This is a genomic window from Sphingobium sp. CCH11-B1, assembly GCF_001556865.1.
Taxonomy (GTDB): Bacteria; Pseudomonadota; Alphaproteobacteria; order Sphingomonadales; family Sphingomonadaceae; genus Sphingobium.
The window spans coordinates 17,821-40,004 of sequence record NZ_LSJY01000028.1 but is presented as its reverse complement, the minus strand read 5'-3'; the positions used below and the strand labels follow the sequence as shown (position 1 = coordinate 40,004).

The window sequence follows — 22,184 nt, the reverse complement described above, 5'->3', positions numbered from 1 at the left end:
GCACCATAGGAGGTTTAGGTAAGTGAAGACTTGGATATTCGCCGCAGGGATTGGAGCGGTGGCTCTGGCCGGCACTGCGCTGGCTGCCGCGCCCAAGGGCAATCCCGCCAAGGGCCAGCAGATTTTCGCCCGGTGTGCCGCCTGTCACAAGGTGGGGCCTAATCCGGCGCGCTCGATCGGTCCGGCGCTGAACGGCGTGGTCGGTCGCGCCGCCGGTGCCGAGGCGGGCTACCGCTATTCGCCGGCGATGAAGGCGTCGGGCATCAAGTGGGACGAGGCCAGCATCGACAAGCTGCTGCAGGGGCCGGCCAAGCTCGTGCCCGGCACGAAAATGATTTTCCCCGGCATGGCATCGCCGCAGGATCGCGCCGATGTGATCGCCTATCTGAAGCAATATGGCGCGGACGGTAACAAGAAGTGAGCGACACCCCCTATGCTTTCGGCGCGCTTCGCCTGCCGCGATCGGTCCTGTTCGGGCGGGGTCAGCGTCATGCGCTGGGCGCGGTCGCCAGCAAACTGGGCAAGCGCGCGCTGATCTGCACGGATGAGCGGCAGGGCGCACAGCCCGAATTCCACGCCATGGTCGCGGACCTGAAAACCCATGGCATGGACGTCCATGTTTTCGACCGGACCATCCCTGACCTTCCGATCGGGCCGATCAAGGCCTGTGTCGAGGAAGTGCGAAGCTTCGTGCCCGATGTCGTCATCGGCATTGGCGGCGGCAGTTCCATGGACATGGCAAAGGTCGTCGCTGTCCTGCTGACTCATGGCGGCGATCTGCGCTCCTATTATGGCGAGTTTGCGGTCCCAGGACCGGTCACGCCCTTGATCGCGATGCCGACCACGGCAGGCACCGGGTCGGAAGTGACGCCCGTCGCCGTGGTGTCCGATGACGAACGCGGCGCGAAGATCGGCATCGCCAGCCCGCATCTCATACCGCTGGTCGCGATCTGCGATCCCGAATTGACCGTCACCTGTCCCCCGACCCTGACCGCCTGTTCGGGCGCCGACGCGCTGACGCATGCGGTGGAGGCCTATACGACGCTGGCGCGCCCCGCCGACCCCATGTTGACGCAGGACCATGTCTTTGTCGGCAAGAACCTCCTTTCGGACCATTTCGCTCGCCTGGCGATCGCCAATATCTTCCTCTATCTGGAACGGGCCTATCGCGACGGCAGCGACATCGAAGCGCGCGAGGGGCTGATGCTTGCGTCCCTTGCGGCTGGCTGCGCTTTCGGCACCGCGGGCACCGCGGCAGCGCATGCGATCCAATATCCGGTCGGTAACCTCACCCACACCGCCCACGGCGATGGCGTTGCCACGCTGCTGCCCTTCGTGATGCAGTATAACCAGCCCTTTTGCCGCGCCGCTTTCGCTGAACTCGCTCGGACGATCCAGTTGCCGGACAGCCCCGAAGCCGACCTGTCCCAGGCGTTCATCGACGCTGTTGCCGATCTCCTCGGCCGGGTTGCCATTCCCCGCTCGCTCGCGGCGCTGGGCCTCAAGGAGGACCAGCAGGACTTCGTCGCTGAAAATGCGCTGAACGCCGCCCGGCTGGTCAAGAACAACCCCCGCCCCCTCGATCTGATCGCGATGCAGGCCATCACCCGGGCCGCATTTTCCGGGGAGCGCGCCGCGCTCCGCGCCGTCTGATCCTCTGCCACAAGGTCCGCCATGACGAACAGCTTCACCTGCACAACCACTGAAGGCCATGCCGGCCCATTCGCCATTCCAACCGATCTTCTGATTGGCGGGCAATGGGTGGCGGCCGTCAGCGGCAAGCGCATCGACATCCTCGATCCCGCCACCGAAACGGTGCTGACGTCGGTAGCCGATGCAAGTCCGGCCGAGGGCATTGCCGCCGTGGATGCCGCATCCGCTGCGGCGCGAGCGTGGGCGGCAACGCCGCCGCGCAAGCGCGCCGATATCCTGCTCGCCTGCTTCCACGCCATGATGGCGGAGCAGGAATGGCTGGCCCAGCTCATCACGCTCGAAAACGGCAAGGCACTGGCCGATGCGCGCGGCGAGGTCGCCTATGCGGCCGAATTCTTCCGCTGGTATGCGGAGGAAGCGGTGCGCATCAATGGCGAACTGTCCGTGTCGCCGGGCGGCGCCAATCGCATCATGGTGCAATATCAGCCGATCGGTATCGCGCTGCTGATCACGCCGTGGAACTTCCCGGCTGCCATGGCGACCCGCAAGATCGCGCCCGCGCTCGCGGCAGGTTGCACCTGCATCCTGAAGCCTGCCGAGGAAACGCCGCTGACCGCGCTGGCCGTGGCCGAGATCATGCGTCGGGCGGGCGTGCCGGCCGGCGTCGTGAACGTCATCAACACAAGCGATCCGGGGCCGGTTTGCGGCGACATCCTGCACGACCCCAGGGTCCGCAAATTGTCCTTCACCGGATCGACCGAGGTGGGTCGCATCCTTTTGCGCCAGGCGGCCGACCAGGTCATAAGCTCGTCCATGGAGCTTGGCGGTAACGCGCCGTTCCTGGTGCTGGACGACGCGGACCTGGACGAGGCGATCGAAGGCGCTCTTGTCGCCAAGATGCGCAACGCGGGCGAGGCTTGCACGGCGGCGAACCGCTTCTATGTCCAGCGCGGCATCCACGACGCCTTTGTCGCCAAGCTGGTGGACCATATGAGCGCGATGAAGATGGGGCCGGGCCTGGAAGGCGCGACCCAATGCGGCGCGATGATCAACCGGGCGGCTATTGACAAGATCGAACATCTGGTCGCCGATGCGGTCAGTCGCGGGGCGGAAATAAAGCTGGGCGGGCGGGCACCGGCCGGTGCCGGTTTCTTCTATCCGCCCTCGGTTCTGGCCAATGTCCAGCCGGGGTCCGAGATATTGAGCACCGAAGTTTTCGGGCCGGTCGCGGCGGTGATCCCCTTCGACGACCCGCAAGAGGCTGTCTCGCTCGCCAACGCGACCGAATATGGTCTGGCTGCCTATGTGTATACCAACGACCTCAAGCGAGGGCTGCAAATGGCCGAGCAGATCGAGGCGGGAATGGTCGCCATCAATCGCGGCCTCGTTTCTGACGCGGCGGCGCCGTTCGGCGGCGTCAAGCAGAGCGGGCTGGGCCGCGAAGGGTCGCACCACGGGCTGCTGGAATATTGCGAGGCCAAATATATCGCCGTCAGCTGGTGATCCGCACCGGGGAATGAAGCGCAGCAAAGCTGGGGAGGGCCGGGAGCGCGATGACAAAAGTGAGCCGACGTGGGCTTTTAAGCGGAACCGTCGCCGCTGCCGCCGCCATCGGAACCCATCCGATCCGGCGTGCAGCGGCCCAGGAGTTGCCGGCTGGCCCGGACACGGAATGGCGCCATTATGCCGCCGACCAGGCGAATACCCGTTATTCTCCGCTCGACCAGATCAATGGCGAGAATTTCGGGGATTTGCAGGTCGCCTGGAGCTTCAAGACCGATATTCTGGGAGCGCGCAAGGAATATCAGTTCGAGCCGACGCCCCTGCTGGTCAAGGGGCGGCTGTTCCTGACGGCGGGATCGCGGCGGGACTGCGTGGCGGTCGATGCGGCAACGGGCGAATTGCTCTGGATGTACCGCAAGGATGAAGGGCAGCGCGCGCTCAATTCGCCGCGCCAGCTTTCAGGCCATGGCTGTTCCTACTGGACGGACGGCAAGCAGGAACGCATCCTGTTTGTGACAATCGGTTATCAGCTGGTGTCGCTCGACGCGGCCACAGGCTTGCCCGATCCCGCGTTCGGGGTGAATGGCGTGGTCGACCTCAAGCGGGATTTCGATCAGGACATCGATCCTGAAACGGCCGATGTCGGCTTGCATGCCACGCCGCTGGTCGCGCGTGACACGGTGGTCGTTGGCGCGGCGCATACCGCGGGTGACGTGCCCGCCGTGCGCAAGAATGTGAAGGGCTATGTGCGTGGCTTCGACATCCGCACCGGCAAGCGCAAATGGATTTTCCACACGATCCCCAAGAAAGGGGAATTCGGCTATGACAGCTGGCTGAACGGGGATGCCGACGAAGCCGGCAATGGCGGCGTATGGGCCGAAATGTCGGCGGATGAAGAACTCGGCCTTGTCTACCTGCCGGTCGAACTGGCGACCGGTGACGAGATGGGCATGTTCCGCAGGGGCGACGCCTTGTTCGGAGAGTCGCTCGTTGCGCTCGATATCGAGACAGGCGAGCGACGCTGGCATTACCAGCTCGTCCATCATGGCCTGTGGGATAGGGACATTCCCTGCGCGCCGATCCTCTGCGATATTCCCGTCGATGGCCGGACGGTAAAGGCGCTTGCCCAGCCGACCAAGCAATGCTTCCTCTATGTGCTGGACCGGACCAACGGCAAGCCCATCTGGCCCATCGTCGAACGACCGGTGGAGAAGGGCGACGTGCCGGGCGAATGGTATGCGAAGACGCAGCCATTCCCCACCAAGCCGCCGGCCTACGACGTGCAGGGCGTGACCGTCGACGACCTGATCGACTTCACGCCAGCGTTGCGCGCCAAGGCGGTGGAGCTGGTCAAGCAGTATAAGATCGGTCCGCTTTACACGCCGCCAGTCATCAGCAAGCCCGGCCGATGGGGCACGATCTCAGCGCCGGGTATCCAAGGTGGCACGAACTGGCCCGGCGGATGCTACGACCCGGAAAGCCACACCGTTTTCGTCTATTCCAAGACCCAGCCGTCGGTCATGGGCATCATCCCGAACAAAGACCCCAGCGTGTCGGAATTCCCGCACGTCCATGGCATTGCCGGAAGGGACGTCACGCCGCAGGCCGCGATGGGTGCCGAGCGGACCGATCAGTTCCGGCGGCCGCCGGCGCCGAAGCCCGGTTCCGGCCCGCCGCCCGGTTTCCTGATGGTCGACGGCCTGCCCTTGCTCAAGCCTCCCTATGGTCGCATCACGGCGATCGACCTTACAAAGGGGGACCTGAAATGGCAGATCGCCCATGGCGAAACCCCCGACAACGTCCGCAACCATCCAGCCCTCAAGGGCTTGAAGATTCCCCGGACCGGCCGGTCGGGCAATCTTGGGCCGCTTTGCACCAAGACATTGGTGATCTGCGGGGAGGCCGGTTTCTACACCAATGAATATGGCATCCGGGGGGCGATGCTGCGCGCCTATGACAAGGCGACCGGGGAGGAGAAAGGGGCCGTCTATATGCCCGCGCCCCAGAGCGGATCGCCGATGACCTATATGTTGAACGGACGGCAATATATCGTCGTGGCGATCGGCGGTGGCAACTATAGCGCGGAGCTTGTGGCATTCAGGCTGCCGGGAGTGGCATGATGAAAATGAAGAACCGCTACTGGGCCGTCGGTGCGGCGATGCTGCTGCTGGGAGGCGCCGTGATAGCACCCGCGCAGGCACCGGATCGTAATGTCTGGACCGGGGTCTATACGGCTGAGCAGGCGCAACGTGGCCAGATTGCCTATGCCGAAAACTGCGCTGCCTGCCACGGCGACACGCTCGCCGGCATTGACGTCGCGCCGGCGCTGGTTGGCCCGACCTTCCTCAACAACTGGAACAACACATCGGCCGGCGACCTGTTCAGCCGTATCCAGTCCACCATGCCGCTGAATGCGCCAGGCAGCCTTGGCGGCCGGAAGGTGGCCGATATCGAAGCCTATATGTTCGAAGCCAACGGTTTCCCCGCCGGGGAACTCGCGCTTCCTCCCAATGCCGCGCTGATGCCCAACGTGCGGATCGTGGCGCAAAAGCCGGAGAAATAGCTTCGGCTATTCTCCGGTCCAGTCTGGAACCGTCTTCGTACGCGCCAGGAAGTCAGCGACGCCGCGTCGAAAGTCGGCGCTGCCATAGACCTGCGCGATCAGATCCTCGACGTCAGGCAGATTGCCGAAGGTCATCCGGCGTATCATGTCCTTGGTCGCGCGCGTCGTGAGGGGCGCGTTCTCCGCCGCCCGAACAGCCAGGGCATCCGCTTCTGCGTCCAGCGCCTCACGCTCCACGATCCGCAGCAGGAAGCCGCTGGCGAGCAGTTCTTCCGCCGTCAGCATCTCGCCAAGCAGCACCATGCGCTTGGCGCGCTGCACGCCGACCGCGCTTCCGATGCGTGCGACGCTGGCGGCGGAAAGGCAGTTGCCGATGGTTCGCCCGATGGGCGAGCCGAATCGGGCGTCGCGCGTCGCAATGCGAAAATCGCATGCGGAAGAGATGTTTATGCCTCCCCCGACGGCCCAACCCTCAACGACGGCGATGGTGGTGCAGGGGATGGCGTCGACCGCGCCCATGCATTCGTCGATGTCGCGTTCATAGTCGACGCCTTGCTGGCCAGTCTGGTAATCGGCGAATTTGGAAATGTCGGTCCCGGATATGAAAGCCTTGCCGCCCACGCCGCGGAAGACTGCCACGCGGATGGAAGGGTCGGATGCAATGTCGCGGGCCGCGTCGCGCAGATCGTGCCACATCGCGCTGGTGAGCGCATTGTGGGCCGCGGGATTGTCGAACCGGATATGGGCCTGGTTCCCCCGCTTTTCGTAGATCAGGCGTGCATCGCTCATCGCGCCGCTTCCCTGTCTCCGGCCAGCAGGCCCTTCTCTACCAATTCCCGCCGGATTGCGTCGCTATGTTCGTTCAGAAGGGGAGGAGGCAGGCGGACTTCCTGAGGGGTGCCGCGCATCTTCACCGGGAAACCAAGCGCCTTGAACTCGCCTTCCACCGGATGCGGCACCTGCATGACCATGTCGCGCGCGACCGCCTGTTCGCTGACGACCGCTTCGCCATAATCGAGGATCGGGGCAGCGGGAACGCCTGCGTCAAGCAGGGCGTCAATCCATTCCTGCTTGGTGCGGGTAAGGAAGGTGGGAGCGAGATCCTCGATCAGCGCGATCCGGTTGACCACCCGCGCGGCGTTGGTCGAGTAACGCGGGTCATCCTGCAACTCCATGCGACCAAGAACGCGCAGGAACGTCAACCAAAGTCCCTGGTTCGCAGCTCCGATGACGAACCATCCGTCCGAAGCCTGCACGGCCTGATAAGGGGCGGACATGCGGTTGGCCGATCCGATCGGTGTGGGCGACTTGCCGGTTCCCCATAATTCGGTGGTTTCCCATATCGATAGGCCAAGCGCCGCTTCCAGCAGAGAGGCGTCGATATACTGGCCTTGGCCGCTCTTTTCCCGACCGATCACTGCGGAAAGGATCGCATAGGCGGAAAACAGGCCTGCTCCCAGGTCCGCGACCGCGATGCTGTTCTTGGCCGGTTCCATGCCGGGGAAGCCGTTGGAACTGAGGATGCCGGACATGGCCTGCGCGATAAGGTCGAAGCCGGGCCGCTGCGCCCAGGGACCTGTCTGCCCGAAGCCGGAGATGCTGGCATATACCAGCCGAGGATTGATCTTCGACAGCGTGTCGTAATCGATACCAAGACGCGCCGCGACGCCCGGCCGGGCGTTCTCGACCAGAACGTCCGCGCTCTTTACCAAGGCGTAAAGCACCTCCCGATCGGCATCGTCTTTCAGGTTTAGCGCTATGCTCCGCTTGTTCCGGTTGAGCGCAAGGAAACCGGGGCTATCGTCGCCCTTCAACCGGAAGCCCATGGAATGCCGGGTCGAATCGCCGGTTTTGGGCGGCTCGATCTTGATAACATCGGCGCCCATGTCGCCCAGCAGCATGCAACAGAACGGGCCTGCCATGACCTGCGAAATGTCGAGTACCCTGATACCGGCCAGAGGCAGCGTCGCCATAGTCCTTCTCCCTGAAGCGCCAACAGCCACGGCGCAAATTTTCAATCTCAGATCATATTGTATATGATTTGAGCGTCTGCTAGCATCCTGCTTACGAAAGAACAACCGGGCTTGTCGACATAAGGTCGGACCCCGCCTTCAGGAGAGGCATGTCGTTGAACTTCCCATCTGTTTTCCGTCAGTCCACGGCGCTGATATCCCTTTCTTCCCTGATCGCGACAGCCATCGCCGGTGCCGCCGCCGCCGCGCCCTCCAATGATGCGGACTGGGCCAGCTATGGTCGCGATCCCGGTGGCGCCCGTCACTCTCCGCTCAGGCAGATCACGACCGCCAATGTCGGCAATCTGCGTCAGGCATGGGTATATCATATGCGGCCGCAGGGCGTGACCGCCGATACAGGGCCAATGCCAGACGGGATGCGGGCGAAGTTCGCCACCGGTTTCTCCGCGTCCGAAGCGACGCCGCTGGTGGTGGACGGCGTGATGTATCTGTCCACGCCCTATAACCGCGTGGTCGCGCTCGATGCTGCAACCGGAAAGGAACGGTGGGTCTATACGCTCGCCAACAAGGATCAGCCCTCGACCCGGGGCGTTGCTTATTGGCCGGGCGAAAAGGGGAAGGGCGCCCGCATTTTCTTCGGCACCAGGTCTGGCAAGCTTATCGCGCTGGATGCGGCGACCGGCCAGTTGATTGGCGACTTCGGCGAGGCCGGCATGGTCAACATGAAGACGCCTGAGGTCATGAACGGCTTCAAGGGCGCGCCTCTGGGCATGAGCAGTCCGCCCGCCATCTACAAGAATCTGGTGATTACAGGCTCGCGCGTGCAGGAGATGCCCGTGAAGGGCGCTGCCGGCGACGTACGTGCCTGGGATGCGCGGACGGGCAAGTTGGTGTGGACTTTCCACAGCATCCCGCATGACGGGGAAGCCGGCGCGGAAACCTGGGCGCCCGGCAGCGCGAAGAACAGGTCCGGCACGAATGTTTGGACCTTCGTCCAGGTCGACGAGAAAAGAGGGATCGCCTATCTTCCGATCGGAGCGCCCACCTTCGATCGTTGGGGCGCCGATCGCAAGGGCGCCAACCTTTATTCCAATTCCGTGGTGGCGGTGGATGCCGCGACCGGCAAATATCTCTGGCATTTCCAGACCGTCCATCATGACATCTGGGATCTCGACCTGCCGACATTGACGCTGGTGGACATCAAGCGAGGCGGCCGCGTGACGCCGGCGCTGGTCGCGATGAACAAGACCGCGATCATGTTCATCCTCGATCGCGTGACCGGCAAGCCGTTGTTCGACGTTCGCGAGTTGCCGGTGCCGACGGAGACCGACGTGCCGGGCGAGCAGCCCTGGCCGACCCAGCCGATGCCGGTCGCGCCGCCGCCTCTCACGCGCCTCGCCTACAATGCGGACGACATTCTGGACGTCACGCCGGAGCTCAAGGCCCGATGCGAGGCGCTGGTCAAGAAGCTGAACATCACCCCCAGCAAGCCATTCCAGCCGCTGCGCGCCGATAGCGCGATCAACTTCTTTCCCGGAAGTCTGGGCGGCGTCGACTGGGGCGGGGGTGCGTTCGATCCCAGCCTCGGCCTTTATGTCATCAACCTGAATGAACTCGCCAGCCCGCAGCAGCTGGAACAGCAGCCGGACGGCTCCTGGGGGATGAAGGGTGGCTATGCCTATTTCGCCGACATGGAGACGGGCTTCCCGTGCCACAAGCCGCCATGGGGCGAACTGGTGGCCGTAGATGTGGTCAAGGGCACGGTCGCATGGCGGCGGCCGCTGGGCGATACGGGTCATCCGGCGCTCAAGGACGCCGGCATCACCAGCGCGGGCGGCCCGTTCACGACCGCAGGCGGCCTCACTTTCATCGGGGCCACCAAGGACCAGCGCTTCCGCGCGTTCGAGACGAAGACCGGCAAGTTGCTGTGGACCGGCGAGCTGCGCGGCTCGAGCTATGGCACGCCGATGACCTATGCCGCAGGGAAGCGGCAGATGGTGGCCATCGTCGCGACAGGGGGTTTCGCATTTTCACCGGCGACCAGCGACGAAGTGGTCGCTTATGCACTGCCCTGAGGATATCATATGCGTAAAGTTGGATTGGCGGTCATGGTGCTAGCCTTGTCCCTGATGGGGGCAGGTGCGCTGGCGCAGCAGGCACCCGCGGCCGGGGCGGCAACGCCGCCGCCGGGACCGGGGCTCGATCTCATCAACGAGCGTTGCGGCTTCTGCCATACCATTGGTCAGGTGTTCCAAAAGCGTCGCACCGAAGCGGATTGGGCAGCGACGGTTCAGGGCATGGCGGATCGCGGGGCCGAAGTGTCGCCCGAAGAGATAAAGACGATCACGGCCTATCTCGCTCACAACTACGCGCTGGCGCCTGCAGCCCCTGGGGCTGCGCCCGCACCTGCTGGCAAGTAGGACGAAAAGGGGCAGCGACGCCGCTGCCCCTCTTAGCGCCTCATTTTACATTGGTGTGGAGCGGCAACATGCCCTTCACCTTGCTGCGCAGGCGATAGATGCTTGTGCTGCCGGTGATGTAGACGGTGTGGCCGTCCCCCGCGAAGGCAAGGTTGGCGGCGGTTTCGGGCAGCTTGATCTGACCCAACAGCTTGCCTTGTGACGTGAAGATGCGGATGCCGCCGGGGCTGGTGAGCCAGATATTGCCGGCCGTATCCACTTTAAGGCCATCGACACCGCCCCGGCCGCTCAACTGGATCAGATTGCGCGGTGCCGAAAGGCTGCCTTCCGGCTTCACCGAATAGGCGCGGACATACATTTGGGGGCCGTAATTCCCGACATAGAGCGTCTTGAAGTCGGGTGAGAAGCCGATGCCGTTGGGCAAAGTCATGTCGGTAATGACCGGCGTCAACTTGCCCTTCGCGTATCGGAACACGGCATTATAGGGCAATTCCTTGGCGGGGTCCTTGTCCATGCCGTTGAACAGGCCGAAAGGCGGATCGGTGAACCAGAGCGCGCCGCTCTTGTCATAGACGAGATCGTTGGGACTGTTGAGCCGCTTGCCATCATAGTCAGACAGGAAGGGCCTGATGCTGTTATCCTTGCCGACCTTGACGATGCGCCTTGCCCCCATCTGAGCCATGAGGACGGTGCCATCGGGCGCTGGCACCATGGCGTTCGATCCGATGCTGGCACCAGCCGGCGGATTGGGAAGGCCGCCCGAATTGCTGATCAATTCTTCGACCTGTCCATCGGGCGTCACCGCGCGCATCTTGTCGCCGGACACGTCGGAGAACCAGAGACGCCCGTCGCGCCACATCGGCCCTTCCGTAAAACCGAAGCCGCTCGCGACTTTCTCGATCTGGGTGCCGGGTGCGATGATCGCGTCAAGGCTCGGGTCAATCCGCTCGATGGATGGCGCGGAAGGCGTCGGAGCCTGCGCCACAAGGGGCGCCGAACTGAAATGTCCCAAGGCGGCCGTCAGCAGGGCGGCACGTAATCGAGATCGCATGGATTTGGTTCCTCCGGTAAGATTGTGAATGATGAGCAAGGTCGGGCGACAGGGGCAGCAAGACTGTCGTCGTGCGACGTTCAGCGGCGTGGTTGCAGGCGTGCTTCCATTGCAGCGCGATATTTGGCCTTCGCGGCCAGATCGCGCGCGACGCCGATCACCATCAGCTCGAGCGGCCTGTCGCCCGTCTGCCGGATCGCCCGCGTCACGTTGAGGTCGACCGGGACCGCGTCACCTGTCGCAAGGGCGGCGGTTTGCGTTCCGACCGTCACCTCGCCGGCCCCTGCGATCACATAATAGACCTCGCTCATGTCGGGCTGCGTCCGGCTTGCCAGAGATGCGCCGGGCGGCAGTAGGACATGATCGACATAGGTCCAGGGCGTCGAGAAAATGGTTGGGCCAAGCGCGCGACGGTAGAGGACGGTTGCCGACGCATCAGGCAAGTTGCCCCCGGCCGGCTTCAGCAGACCAGGGTCCAGCCGCATCGAAATGAACTGGGGGACGGCATCGAGCGTAGCGTTGGTCCGGGCGTCCCCCAGGTCGAAATTGTCGTAGCTCTTCGTCATTCCGACGTTGATGTTCAGCCATTGCAACGGCTTGTCGGTGGGATTGTAGATGGCATGGGCGTGGCCCATCCTGTCTGGAACCCCTGCGGGCCCGGCAATGCGGGATGTTCGTCCGTCGATCGTGAATTCCGCCTCGCCATCCAGGATGACGAACATCTCCTCACAATCATTATGGAAATGCTGGCCTATCCCACTATGCGGGGCGATCTCGCCACGATGCAAAAAAATGAAGTTGCTGCTGAGGGCATCGGCACCCAGCAACGGACCGAACTTCATTGTCCCCGCGCCGCCATGCACGCTTGAAATGACGCGCATTGCTTCGGATTTCATATGCGCGACAGGGAGGGGCGTGGCGCTTTGGCCGTACGAAATAGCCGACCAGCCCAGCGCGGCCATCATAACCAGCGGTCGCAAAGCCATGTTGATCATCCCTATCCCCTCCAGTGCCTTGCACTTGCCTGCTTATGCGGACATACATGCGTCCCGTACCGAATCATATACTATATTGTCTGACGGACAAGTCAGACATGGGAGAGATGCTCATGGACGGAGCGGCAAGATCGCGGGTCAGGCTTGGCCTTATATTCCTTCTGTTCATCATCAGCGCGATCGCGTTTCTGGACCGGACCAATATTTCGGTGGCCGGCGTCGAAATGCGCAAGGAATATGCGATCGACCAGGTGGAACTGGGATGGGTCTTCAGCGCCTTCCTCATCGGTTATGCCCTGTTCCAGGTTCCCGCAGGCTGGCTTGCAGCCCGCTTTGGCCCTCGCATCGTCCTTACAGGGGCATTGGTCTGGTGGGGGTTATTTACCGCTGCTACCGCACTGATTCATCCGCAGGGAAGCGGCGCTCTCCTGCTGCTTGCACTGACCCGTTTTGCGCTGGGGATCGGCGAATCCGTGGTCTATCCCTGCGGCAATCAATTTCTGTCCCGCTGGATCCCCGCGCAAGAGCGCGGCAAGGCCAACGGGTGGATCTTTGCCGGCGTCGGCGCTGGGTCCGGGATCACCCCCCCGCTCATCACTGCGGTCATATTATGGGGCGGTTGGCGCGCATCCTTCTATGTCTGCGCGGTAGTGGGGCTCGCCGCCGCTGCCATCTGGTTCTGGCTTTCACGGGATCGCCCGCAGGAGCATCCGTCCGTCAACGCCGCCGAACTTGCCCATATTGAGGCCGGTCTCCCGCCTGCAAAGGCGCGGTCAGGCGATCCCATTCCATGGCGCACAATCCTGAGCAGCCGCAACGTATGGGGCCTGTTCGTCAGCTATTTCGCCTTTGGCTATGTCATCTGGATTTTCTTCAGCTGGTTCTTCATCTATCTGGCCGAAGCCAGACAGTTGGACGTCAAGTCCAGCGCGGTCTTCTCCATGCTGCCCTTCCTCTGCATGACCTTCGGCTGCCTTCTGGGCGGGGTGATCAACGACCGGGTTTCGGCGCGTTATGGCCTGTACTGGGGGCGTTCGGGCCTTGGGATCATATCCTTCATCCTTACAGGCCTGTTCTTGGCGAGCGGCTCCATGGTGGACAATGCGCCGCTGGCGGTGCTGATCCTGGCGGGCGGCGCTGGCGCCATCTATCTGTCGCAAAGCTCCTTCTGGTCGGTGACCGCCGACATTTCCGGCCAGCATAGCGGCGTGGTGTCGGGGTTCATGAACATGGGATGCCAGATCGGTGGCGCGCTCACCTCAACCCTGACGCCGATGATCGCCGCCCAATTTGGCTGGACCGCAGCGTTCATAGCGGGCGCCGCGATCGTCCTGACAGGGGTTCTGGCATGGGCTGTCGTCGATCCCAACCGGCTGCTTGAGCCGGTCGCGGATGACAATGGACCGGACGCCGTTACTGGCGTCGTGACAGTCTGACGGTAAAGGGTTTGCGGCCGTCGATATCGAAGAAGGTCGTGCCAAAGGGGGTGCGGTGCACATGGATGAGGTTGCCGACAATGGGTGGAGGCGCAACGGTGGTCGTGTCGTACGACGTGCCGTCGGCCAGTTCCAACCTGAAATAGCCATGGCGAAGCGGCACCACCGTCTTCAACCGGCTTTCAAATCGGTCCGGCTTTTCAGGGCCTGACGCTGATCGAGGTCAGCGTTTGACAGGGTGGGACTTGTCATGGGCGCTGTCGAAGACGGAACAGGGAACGGAGCGGGCGCTGCACCCGATTGCGCGGCGCGGCCCGATCGCACATCATAGCAAGCAAGCCTGGCGGACGGATCGTCGATGCTTGCGCATCCGTCTTCCTGCGCGAAAAGGATGACGGGCTGTCCTATTAGTAGGGCAGAGAACGCCCACTTCCAGTTAACCTTCACACACCGTCTCCTTCGCGGTCATTATTTGTTTGACTAAAGCTGAACTATCATATCCTATATGATAAATGGCAAGACGCAAAAGTCTGCTGAAGGGGAGGAATGATGACGATCTTCAAGGCTGCTTCCTGTCTGTGCGGGCCGGCTTTGCTCATGGCTGCTGCTGCCGCGCAGACCCCGTCAGCGCCTTCGGCCACCCCGCCCAGGCCGCTCGCGCGCCCTCCCATGGAAATCGGCTGGTCGCCAAAACGCACGCCTCCGCGGGCCTATGAGGCGCCCAACAAGCCGCATTGGAAACTCGCCGACATTCTGGCTGCGCATAGCGGGCAGGCGAACTGGCGCCAGCCAGTGGTCCGCAACCGCGATCTGGAGGCCGACTGGCGCCAGATGGCGGGGGGACAGCGGACGGAGTCCCTGATGTATGCCGACAATGCGACCGCCCTGATCGTCTGGGGCGGACAGCTGCGGGTGTCCATCAAGGGACAGGAGCCCTTCATCGCAGTCAAGGGTGGGGAGGTGCATATTCCATTCCGGCTGCCCTTCACGCTTGAAGCCGTCGGCAGCGAGCCGGCACTGTGGCTTGAAATCCATGGGGCTGGGGATGTTCCCCTTTATCCGGTCGCGACAAAGCCGGACAAGCCCAGGGACGTCAAAGGTTTCACGTACGTCAAGGCGTCCCTGATGGGCGGGGACGGTCGCTATGGCCCGAACGACCGGCCCTATCTCGATTATTATAAGGATGTTGTCGAAGGCGGGCAGCGCGCAGGGTCATTCATTGCGGGCGATCATCTCTTCGTAAACAATATCCGTGGTCCTGGCATCAAGACGCCACCGGCTACTGACCTTGGCCACTTCCATTTCGGCTATGATGAGTTCTGGTTCGTGATGGAAGGCAATATCGACTACCAGATAGAAGGCGTTCCCTTCTTTACGGCCTCGCCCGGCGACATCGTCACCGCGGCGCAAGGGCGGTGGCACCGTGCCAGCTTCGGCGGTCAGGTTGGCAAAATGGCTACTCGCGTCGCCATCAATCCTTATCCCCGCGGCTTGCACAACTTCCAGCCGCACTAGCGGTGCCGTCGATCTCGACGTCCGGATCGGTTGCGCAGGGCGAGAACGCCTATTCCTATTCATCACACGGCGGGCATTCTGGGCGGAGCATGGGGCTATAACGGCTTCGTGTCCAACCCGCTGGGCCGCACGTTCACGGTCGGCCTGCGCATGCGGATGTAATCCCCGCCGAAGGATATCATCGCAAGGCCCCCTGGACTTCCATCCAGGGGGCCTTCTGCGCTACGATATGTGACGAAGGATCAGGGTTGCAGCTCCCTGGCGACCATCGGCGCCAATCTGGCGGCGATAAGGTCGATGCCCTTGTCGTTGGGATGGATGCCGTCGGGGAGCAGCATGGTTCTGCGTCCGATTACGCCATCCAGCAGAAAGGGGTAGAGCGCAACGCCATATTGGCGAGCAAGGTCGGGATAGATGGCGTTGAAGGCCGTCGCATAGTCGCCGCCCATGTTGGGTGAAGCGAGCATACCTGTCAGCATGACCCTGATCCTGCGCTTCTTCGCTTCTTGGAGGATGGCGTCGAGATTGCCGCGCGTGGCCGACGGATCGAGGCCGCGCAGCATGTCGTTGCCGCCCAGGCCGACCAGCATCAAGTCCGGCTTGCGCGGCAGCCCGTCGAGCGTGAATGCGAGCCGCGCCAACCCGGCGGCGGACGTATCCCCGGACACGCCGGCGTTGACGACCCGCGCCTGCAGCCCACCGGCTGCAAGGCTCTTTTCGAGCACGGGGGCAAGCCCCTTGCCGGGGTCGAGATTATATCCGGCATAAAGACTGTCTCCGAAGGCGACGATCAGCTTCTGGTCCGCCCTTGGGGGCACCGGGGACGGGTTCGGGGCTGCCGCGGCCATATTGGCCGGGGCAGGAGGGGGAGGCGGATTGTCGGAACAGCTGGCCGTTAGATGGACAATCAGCGTCAGTAATCCATATTGGAGATATCGGCCTGCCACGGAGTGTTCCTTCTTCATGCTATCCACCGTTGATCCGGCCACTATCGCGATCCATGCGTCCAATGTCACCTTGCGGCTCGGATCGAGCGGCGCTGAACTGGAAATTCTGAAAGGCGTCGATCTTGTCATCCAAAAAGGAGAGACGGTTGCGATCCTGGGCGCGTCTGGATCGGGCAAAAGCTCCCTGATGGCGGTGCTGTCCGGTCTTGAACGCGCCAGCGGCGGCACGGTGGATGTGGGTGGCGTGGATTTCAGCCTTATGAGCGAGGACGATCTGTCCCGCGCACGGCGCGGCCGCATCGGCATCGTGCTGCAGGCCTTTCATCTTCTCCCCACGATGACGGCGACCGAGAATGTGGCGGTGCCGCTGGAATTGGCCGGCAACGCCCGCCCGTTCGATGTTGCGGTGGAAGAGCTTCGCGCGGTGGGCCTCGGCCATCGGCTGAACCATTATCCGACCCAACTGTCCGGCGGCGAACAGCAGCGTGTAGCGATCGCTCGTGCGCTTGCACCGCGGCCGGACCTGCTTTTTGCCGATGAACCGACCGGCAATCTCGATGCGATTACGGGAGCGGCCATCGTGGACTTGTTGTTCGACCGGCAACGCGCCACGGGAGCCACGCTTGTCATCATCACGCATGATCCGCGTCTGGCCCAGCGGTGCGGGCGGATCGTGGAAATGCAGGACGGGCGGATCGTCGCGGACCGCGCGGCATGAAGGCTCTGAGCTGGCGCGCAGCCTGGTCCATCGCACGCCGCGATCTTCATCCGGGATTTCGCGGGCTGCGTCTGCTCTTCATCTGCCTTTTCCTCGGTGTCGCGGCCCTTGCCGCCATCGGCAGCCTTACGAGCGCGATCACGCAGGAACTGAGTGATCGTGGCCGGGTCATACTTGGCGGCGATATCGAAATCGGCATGACGCAGCGTGAGGCCGGCTTCGGTGACAAGGAAGCTTTCCGTCAGCTGGGGACCGTCAGTGAAACGATTCGAACGCGGGCGATGGCGCAGCCTGTGGCGCAGGCGGGGCGCCCACGCGCCGTTCCGGTACTGACGGAACTGAAAGCGGTCGACAATCTTTACCCTCTCTATGGAACGTTGCGGCTAAGGGGATCGGCTTACCGTCCCCTCAGCCAAAGCCAGATACTCGTGAGTGAAGCGCTGGCCGAACGATTGAGCCTGCGTCCGGGCGATGGTCTTCATTATGGATCGGCAGATTTTACGATATCCGACATCATCGCCGATGAACCGGATCGGCTGGGCGAAGGGTTCACGCTGGGACCGGTCGCCATCCTCTCGCTTGAAGGCCTGAGACGAACGCAACTCATCCAGCCCGGCAGCCTCTACACATCGAAATATCGCATCCGACTGCTGCCCCGCTACGATCCCGCCACCGTGCGACGCGACTGGGAGCGCGCGCGCGCGACGGAAGGATGGGTGTTCAAGGATCGGGAGCGGGCCGCGCCAGGCGCCAATCGGTTCATCGACCAGATGGGCCAGTTCCTGTCCTTGATCGGTCTTGCCGCCCTGGTGATAGCCGGCATCGGTGTCAGTAATGGCGTCGCCTCCTATCTCGCCGGCAAGCGCAACAGCATCGCGACGCTGAAGGCTGTCGGTGCGACATCGTCGGACATAGGGCGCATATACCGGCTACAGATCGCCGCCGTCGCGCTCATAGGCATCGGTGCGGGATTGATCGTCGGCGCGATCCTGCCGCTGCTCATCATCTCCGTTGCGGGCGATGCGCTTCCGGTTCGGCCGGGTCTCGGCCTTCACCCGGTGCCCCTGGCCACAAGCGCCGCCTATGGTCTGCTCGTCGCGCTCATCTTCACTTTCCCGCCTCTGGCGCGGGCGCGCAGCGAACCGGCCGCAGCCATCTTCCGGGGTGTGGAGCGGCGTACCGGTCTTGACCGGCGTAGCTTGGCTGGCATGACGGGCGCGGCGTTGATGCTCATCCTGCTCGTGCTCGTCACTGCCGAACAACCGATCTTTTCTGCCGGAGTGATCGCTGGCGTCGTTTTGACCCTGTTGCTTCTCGTCGCGGTCGGCGCAGCCATTCGCGGAATCGCGCGGAGCCTTCCAAGGGCGCGGCGGCCGCTCTTGCGCATGGCGGTCGCCAATCTGCATCGACCGGGGGCATCGACCATATCTCTCGTGGTGGCGTTGGGACTCGCCTTGACCCTGTTCGTTACTCTTGCCGCGATCCAGACCAGCCTGGACGCAGAGTTGCGCAGCGTCGTGCCGGAAAAGGCACCCGCGCAGATCGTGCTGGACGTCCCCGCACGCAGCCAGGCAGCGTTCCGACGCATCGTGGCGGGACAAGCGGCGGATGCCCGGCTCAACATCGTTCCCGTCCTGCGCGGGACGATCACGGCCTATGCCGATCAACGGGTGGCGGAGCTGAAAGCCATTCCGGAGGGGGCATGGTTCCTTCGCGGGGAACGCGGCGTGACCTACAGCGACACATTGCCCGAAGGCAGCGATCTGGTGGAAGGGCGATGGTGGCCGGCCGACTACCGGGGGCCGCCGCTTGTCTCCCTGGATATCGAAGCGGCGAAGTTGCTGGGCATTGGTATCGGCGACACGCTCACCGTGTCCGTGCTGGGCCGGGAGATCAAGGCGCGCATCGCATCCCTGCGCAAGGTGAACTGGGATACGATGGGCTTCAACTATATCCTGGTTTTCACGCCTGATACGCTTCGCTCCGCGCCGCATACGGTCGCAGCGACGATCACGATGGACCCGCGCCACGCCAACGCCGTGGCAAGGGCCGTTCTCGCGGCCTTCCCGGGCGCTTCGGTGATTGCCGTTTCGGATGTCATCGATCAGGTCGGGGCGATTCTCTCGCAAATGGCACGGGCCATCCTCGTCGCGGCATCGGTCGCCATATTGGCTGGCATTGCCGTGCTGGTAGGGGCCATCGCCGCGTCCCGGCAATCGCGGGTCTATGACAGCATTATCTTGAAGACGCTGGGCGCGACGCGGGCCCAATTGCTGGGAGGGCAAGCAGTCGAATATGCGTTGCTCGCCGCGATCCTGGCCATGTTGGCGCTGGCTCTGGGCAGCGCGGCGGCCTGGTTCGTCATCGTGCAGTTGTTCGAATTTTCCTGGGCACCTGATTGGGCGATCGTGTTGGCGACACTGGCGGCTGGCGCGATGCTGACGCTCGCCATCGGCATGATCGGCTCCGTCCCGCTCCTCTCCGTTCGGCCGGCCCGTGCCCTTCGGCAAGCTTGACCGGGCCAGATCGTCTGTCTGCGGACTGGGGAACCGGGAAGAAGTGGTCTCAAACAGGGCTTTATCGCCGCGATGCAATCTTGCTAGAGGCGGCCTGGGAAACGCACCGTCCGCTTATCTTGCTGGAGACAAATCATGAAGACCCGCGCCGCCGTGGCTTTCGAGGCCAAGAAGCCGCTCGAGATCGTGGAGCTGGACCTGGAAGGTCCAAAGCCGGGCGAGGTGCTGGTCGAGATTATGGCGACCGGCATCTGCCATACCGACGCCTACACGCTGGACGGGTTCGACAGCGAAGGCATCTTCCCTTCGGTGCTGGGTCATGAAGGGGCGGGCATCGTGCGCGAAGTCGGGCAGGGCGTGACCAGCGTCGTGCCGGGGGACCATGTCATTCCGCTCTACACGCCCGAATGCCGTCAGTGTAAAAGCTGCCTGTCGGGCAAGACCAACCTCTGCACGGCCATCCGCGCGACGCAGGGCAAGGGCCTGATGCCCGATGGCACGACCCGCTTTTCCTACAAGGGACAGCCGATCTACCATTATATGGGTTGCTCGACCTTCTCCAACTTCACCGTGCTGCCCGAAATCGCAGTGGCAAAAATTCGCGAGGACGCGCCCTTTCAGGCAAGCTGCTATGTCGGTTGCGGCGTCACCACCGGCGTCGGGGCCGTCGTCAACACCGCCAAGGTGCAGGTCGGCGAGAAAGTTGTCGTGTTCGGGCTGGGCGGCATCGGCCTCAATGTCATTCAGGGTGCCCGGATGGTCGGCGCGGACGTCATCGTGGGCGTCGACATCAATCCCGAACGCGAGGAATGGGGGCGCCGCTTTGGCATGACGCATTTCATCAACGGGAAGGGCAAGAGCCGCGAGGACGTGATTGCCGAGGTGCTGAAACTGACGGACGGCGGCGCCGACTACAGTTTCGATGCCACCGGCAATACGGATGTCATGCGGACTGCACTGGAATGCTGCCATCGGGGATGGGGCGAAAGCATCATCATCGGGGTGGCCGAAGCCGGCAAGGAGGTCAGCACCCGCCCGTTCCAGCTGGTGACCGGACGAGTGTGGAAGGGTACCGCTTTCGGCGGGGCGAAAGGCCGGACGGACGTGCCGAAGATCGTCGACTGGTATATGAACGGGAAGATAGAAATCGATCCCATGATCACCCATGTCCTCAGCCTTGAAGAGATAAACAAGGGGTTCGACCTGATGCACCAGGGCGAATCGATCCGCAGCGTCGTCCTTTACTGATGATGGACATCGTCGAGAGCCATGTCGCCTTTGGTGGGCGGCAGGATATTTGCCGACATGCGTCCTCCTCCACTGGTACGGACATGACCTTTTCGGTCTATGTCCCGCCCCATGAAGACGGCGTCAGGTTGCCGGTGGTCTGGTATCTGTCCGGCCTGACCTGCAGCCACGCGAACGTGACCGAAAAGGGGGAATATCGTCGCGCCTGTGCCGAGTTGGGGCTGATATTCGTGGCGCCCGACACCAGCCCGCGCGGCGATGATGTGCCCGACGATCCGCAGGGAAGCTACGATCTGGGTCTTGGCGCGGGCTTTTACGTCGACGCGACCCGGTCGCCTTATGCGACGCATTACCGGATGTGGTCCTACGTCACGGAGGAACTGCCGGCGTTGATCGAGCAGGAATATCCGGCCGATATGCAGCGACAGTCGATCATGGGTCATTCGATGGGCGGTCACGGTGCCTTGACCATGGCACTGGGCATGACGGGACGTTTTCGCGCGGTGTCCGCCTTCTCGCCGATCGTCGCCCCATCGCAGGTTCCATGGGGCCAAAAGGCGTTTGGGGCCTATATCGGGGAGGATAGGGGGCGCTGGCGGCATCATGACGCGGTCGCATTGGTGGAGGACGGCGCGCGGATGTCTGACATCCTGATCGATCAGGGGGACGCGGATCCGTTTCTTGAAGAACAGTTGAAGCCGGAGCTTTTCGCGGCAGCCTGCAAGCGCGCGGAGCAGCGCCTGACACTGCGATTGCAGCCCGGCTATGATCATAGCTATTATTTCGTGTCCACCTTCATGGCGGACCATTTGAACTGGCACGCTGATCGGCTGGGCGCCGACCCCTTCGGCACCGGGGCTGGACATGCTGGCTAGCCGCACTATATACCGTCCGGTATGAAAAGCGCCGCGGAATCTGCAACGAGGGGACGTCCTCGGGAATTCGATCCCGAAGAGGCCTTGTCGGCTGCGCTTACGGTATTCTGGGAAAAGGGATATGAGGGCGCCTCCCTTGCCGAACTGACGGAAGCGATGGGGATAACCAAACCCAGCCTCTATGCCTGTTTCGGCAATAAGGAAGCCTTGTTTCACAAGGCTTTGGACCTCTACGAGCGCGACAAGCTCTGCTACATGCGTTCGGCCTTGCAGGAACCGACGGCGCGTGGCGTGGCGGAGCGGCTGCTGCGCGGAACGCTGGACATGCAGACGGGAAGCAATGACCCGCGTGCCTGTCTTGGGGTCATGAGCATGGTGGCCTGCACGACGCAGGCGGAGTCCATCAAGGCGGATGTGATTGCCCGGCGGGCGTCGTCGGACAGGGCGCTCATCGAGCGGCTGGAGCGGGCACAGGAAGAGGGGGATTTGCCGGACGGCGTCGAGCCTGCGGCTCTTGCTGCTTATCTGATGGCCGTGATCCAGGGCATGGGTGTGCAGGCGAGCGGTGGAGCAAGCCGCCAGCAGCTGGAGCAGCTGGTCCATACGACGTTGACGATGTGGCCGACGAAGTAAAATGTCCTCCTGACAGGCATTTTCAGAAAAATACCGGTCGGTATAAAAAGTCGTTGACGAGGAACTGCTCGCCATTATATACCAGTCAGTATGAATTCCGGTGAGGCTTTGCCTCGAAGGAGCAAATTATGCTGATGT

Annotated in this window: 20 protein-coding genes; 14 read left to right on the top strand and 6 right to left on the bottom strand. The window is 62.9% G+C overall.

The features are described 5' to 3' along the window. The first annotated feature begins 22 nt into the window (after positions 1-22). Genes AX724_RS03755 through AX724_RS03735 form a run of 5 tightly spaced genes read left to right on the top strand, consistent with a single transcriptional unit; the run spans position 23 to position 5,719 of the window. Positions 23-421, top strand: a complete 399-nt coding sequence (locus AX724_RS03755) for a c-type cytochrome (protein ID WP_066763704.1) — start codon at positions 23-25, stop codon at positions 419-421. Next, positions 418-1,653 carry an iron-containing alcohol dehydrogenase gene (locus tag AX724_RS03750; RefSeq protein WP_066763702.1) on the top strand — a complete coding sequence of 412 codons (1,236 nt, stop codon included), beginning with the start codon at positions 418-420 and terminating at the stop codon, positions 1,651-1,653. The genes AX724_RS03755 and AX724_RS03750 overlap by 4 nt, the downstream gene beginning before the upstream one ends. 21 nt (positions 1,654-1,674) lie before the next feature. After that, complete coding sequence (locus AX724_RS03745) at positions 1,675-3,156, top strand: NAD-dependent succinate-semialdehyde dehydrogenase (RefSeq protein ID WP_066763700.1); 1,482 nt, start codon at positions 1,675-1,677, stop codon at positions 3,154-3,156. Between the two features lie 50 nt (positions 3,157-3,206). Then, positions 3,207-5,276, top strand: coding sequence for an outer membrane protein assembly factor BamB family protein (locus AX724_RS03740; protein WP_066763698.1), 2,070 nt, complete (start codon positions 3,207-3,209; stop codon positions 5,274-5,276). After that, positions 5,276-5,719, top strand: a complete 444-nt coding sequence (locus tag AX724_RS03735; RefSeq protein ID WP_156447985.1) for a c-type cytochrome — start codon at positions 5,276-5,278, stop codon at positions 5,717-5,719. The genes AX724_RS03740 and AX724_RS03735 overlap by 1 nt, the downstream gene beginning before the upstream one ends. Before the next feature lie 6 nt (positions 5,720-5,725). On the opposite strand, the gene AX724_RS03730 is transcribed toward AX724_RS03735, so the two are convergent. Both AX724_RS03730 and AX724_RS03725 read right to left on the bottom strand, forming a co-directional pair. Then, positions 5,726-6,508: an enoyl-CoA hydratase gene (locus AX724_RS03730; protein ID WP_066763693.1), complete on the bottom strand. Its 783-nt coding sequence runs from the start codon at positions 6,506-6,508 to the stop codon at positions 5,726-5,728. After that, positions 6,505-7,692 (bottom strand): CaiB/BaiF CoA transferase family protein, encoded by a 1,188-nt coding sequence (locus AX724_RS03725; protein WP_066763691.1) that lies wholly within the window; start codon positions 7,690-7,692, stop codon positions 6,505-6,507. The genes AX724_RS03730 and AX724_RS03725 overlap by 4 nt, the downstream gene beginning before the upstream one ends. Positions 7,693-7,841: 149 nt before the next feature. Here AX724_RS03725 and AX724_RS03720 point away from each other — a divergent pair, with 149 nt between their 5' ends. Beyond that, positions 7,842-9,767, top strand: a complete 1,926-nt coding sequence (locus tag AX724_RS03720; RefSeq protein ID WP_066763687.1) for a pyrroloquinoline quinone-dependent dehydrogenase — start codon at positions 7,842-7,844, stop codon at positions 9,765-9,767. Positions 9,768-9,776: 9 nt separating this feature from the next. Then, entirely contained in the window at positions 9,777-10,112 is a 336-nt protein-coding gene (locus AX724_RS03715; protein ID WP_066763685.1) for a hypothetical protein, read from the top strand. 40 nt (positions 10,113-10,152) lie between these two features. On the opposite strand, the gene AX724_RS03710 is transcribed toward AX724_RS03715, so the two are convergent. Both AX724_RS03710 and AX724_RS03705 read right to left on the bottom strand, forming a co-directional pair. Then, on the bottom strand, positions 10,153-11,163 hold the full coding sequence (locus tag AX724_RS03710) for an SMP-30/gluconolactonase/LRE family protein (protein ID WP_066763683.1): 1,011 nt from the start codon (positions 11,161-11,163) through the stop codon (positions 10,153-10,155). 80 nt (positions 11,164-11,243) lie between these two features. Continuing rightward, a complete protein-coding gene (locus AX724_RS03705; protein WP_231736461.1) occupies positions 11,244-12,149 on the bottom strand; it encodes a cupin domain-containing protein in 906 nt (301 codons plus the stop codon). A gap of 107 nt (positions 12,150-12,256) precedes the next feature. Between AX724_RS03705 and AX724_RS03700 the strand changes: the two genes are divergently transcribed. Further along, positions 12,257-13,594 carry an MFS transporter gene (locus AX724_RS03700; RefSeq protein WP_231736460.1) on the top strand — a complete coding sequence of 446 codons (1,338 nt, stop codon included), beginning with the start codon at positions 12,257-12,259 and terminating at the stop codon, positions 13,592-13,594. Here AX724_RS03700 and AX724_RS23870 read toward each other — a convergent pair. Further along, positions 13,572-13,769 carry a hypothetical protein gene (locus tag AX724_RS23870; RefSeq protein WP_066763679.1) on the bottom strand — a complete coding sequence of 66 codons (198 nt, stop codon included), beginning with the start codon at positions 13,767-13,769 and terminating at the stop codon, positions 13,572-13,574. The genes AX724_RS03700 and AX724_RS23870 overlap by 23 nt on opposite strands. Before the next feature lie 374 nt (positions 13,770-14,143). Here AX724_RS23870 and AX724_RS03690 point away from each other — a divergent pair, with 374 nt between their 5' ends. Continuing rightward, entirely contained in the window at positions 14,144-15,109 is a 966-nt protein-coding gene (locus AX724_RS03690) for a cupin domain-containing protein (RefSeq protein ID WP_066763767.1), read from the top strand. 242 nt (positions 15,110-15,351) lie between these two features. Here the strand turns inward: AX724_RS03690 and AX724_RS03685 are convergent, their stop codons facing one another. After that, positions 15,352-16,074 (bottom strand): arylesterase, encoded by a 723-nt coding sequence (locus AX724_RS03685; protein WP_066763677.1) that lies wholly within the window; start codon positions 16,072-16,074, stop codon positions 15,352-15,354. Between AX724_RS03685 and AX724_RS03680 the strand changes: the two genes are divergently transcribed. The 5 genes from AX724_RS03680 to AX724_RS03660 all read left to right on the top strand — a co-directional run bounded on the left by AX724_RS03680 (position 16,073) and on the right by AX724_RS03660 (position 22,046). Further along, positions 16,073-16,774, top strand: coding sequence for an ABC transporter ATP-binding protein (locus tag AX724_RS03680; RefSeq protein ID WP_066763675.1), 702 nt, complete (start codon positions 16,073-16,075; stop codon positions 16,772-16,774). The two genes, AX724_RS03685 and AX724_RS03680, sit on opposite strands and share 2 nt — an antisense overlap. Further along, positions 16,771-19,290, top strand: coding sequence for an ABC transporter permease (locus tag AX724_RS03675; RefSeq protein WP_066763673.1), 2,520 nt, complete (start codon positions 16,771-16,773; stop codon positions 19,288-19,290). The genes AX724_RS03680 and AX724_RS03675 overlap by 4 nt, the downstream gene beginning before the upstream one ends. 135 nt (positions 19,291-19,425) lie before the next feature. Next, positions 19,426-20,538, top strand: coding sequence for an S-(hydroxymethyl)glutathione dehydrogenase/class III alcohol dehydrogenase (locus AX724_RS03670; RefSeq protein ID WP_066763671.1), 1,113 nt, complete (start codon positions 19,426-19,428; stop codon positions 20,536-20,538). Between the two features lie 2 nt (positions 20,539-20,540). Beyond that, positions 20,541-21,413 carry an S-formylglutathione hydrolase gene (fghA, locus tag AX724_RS03665; RefSeq protein ID WP_156447986.1) on the top strand — a complete coding sequence of 291 codons (873 nt, stop codon included), beginning with the start codon at positions 20,541-20,543 and terminating at the stop codon, positions 21,411-21,413. Positions 21,414-21,434: 21 nt separating this feature from the next. Beyond that, a complete protein-coding gene (locus tag AX724_RS03660; protein ID WP_066763666.1) occupies positions 21,435-22,046 on the top strand; it encodes a TetR/AcrR family transcriptional regulator in 612 nt (203 codons plus the stop codon). The last annotated feature ends 138 nt before the right edge of the window (positions 22,047-22,184 follow it).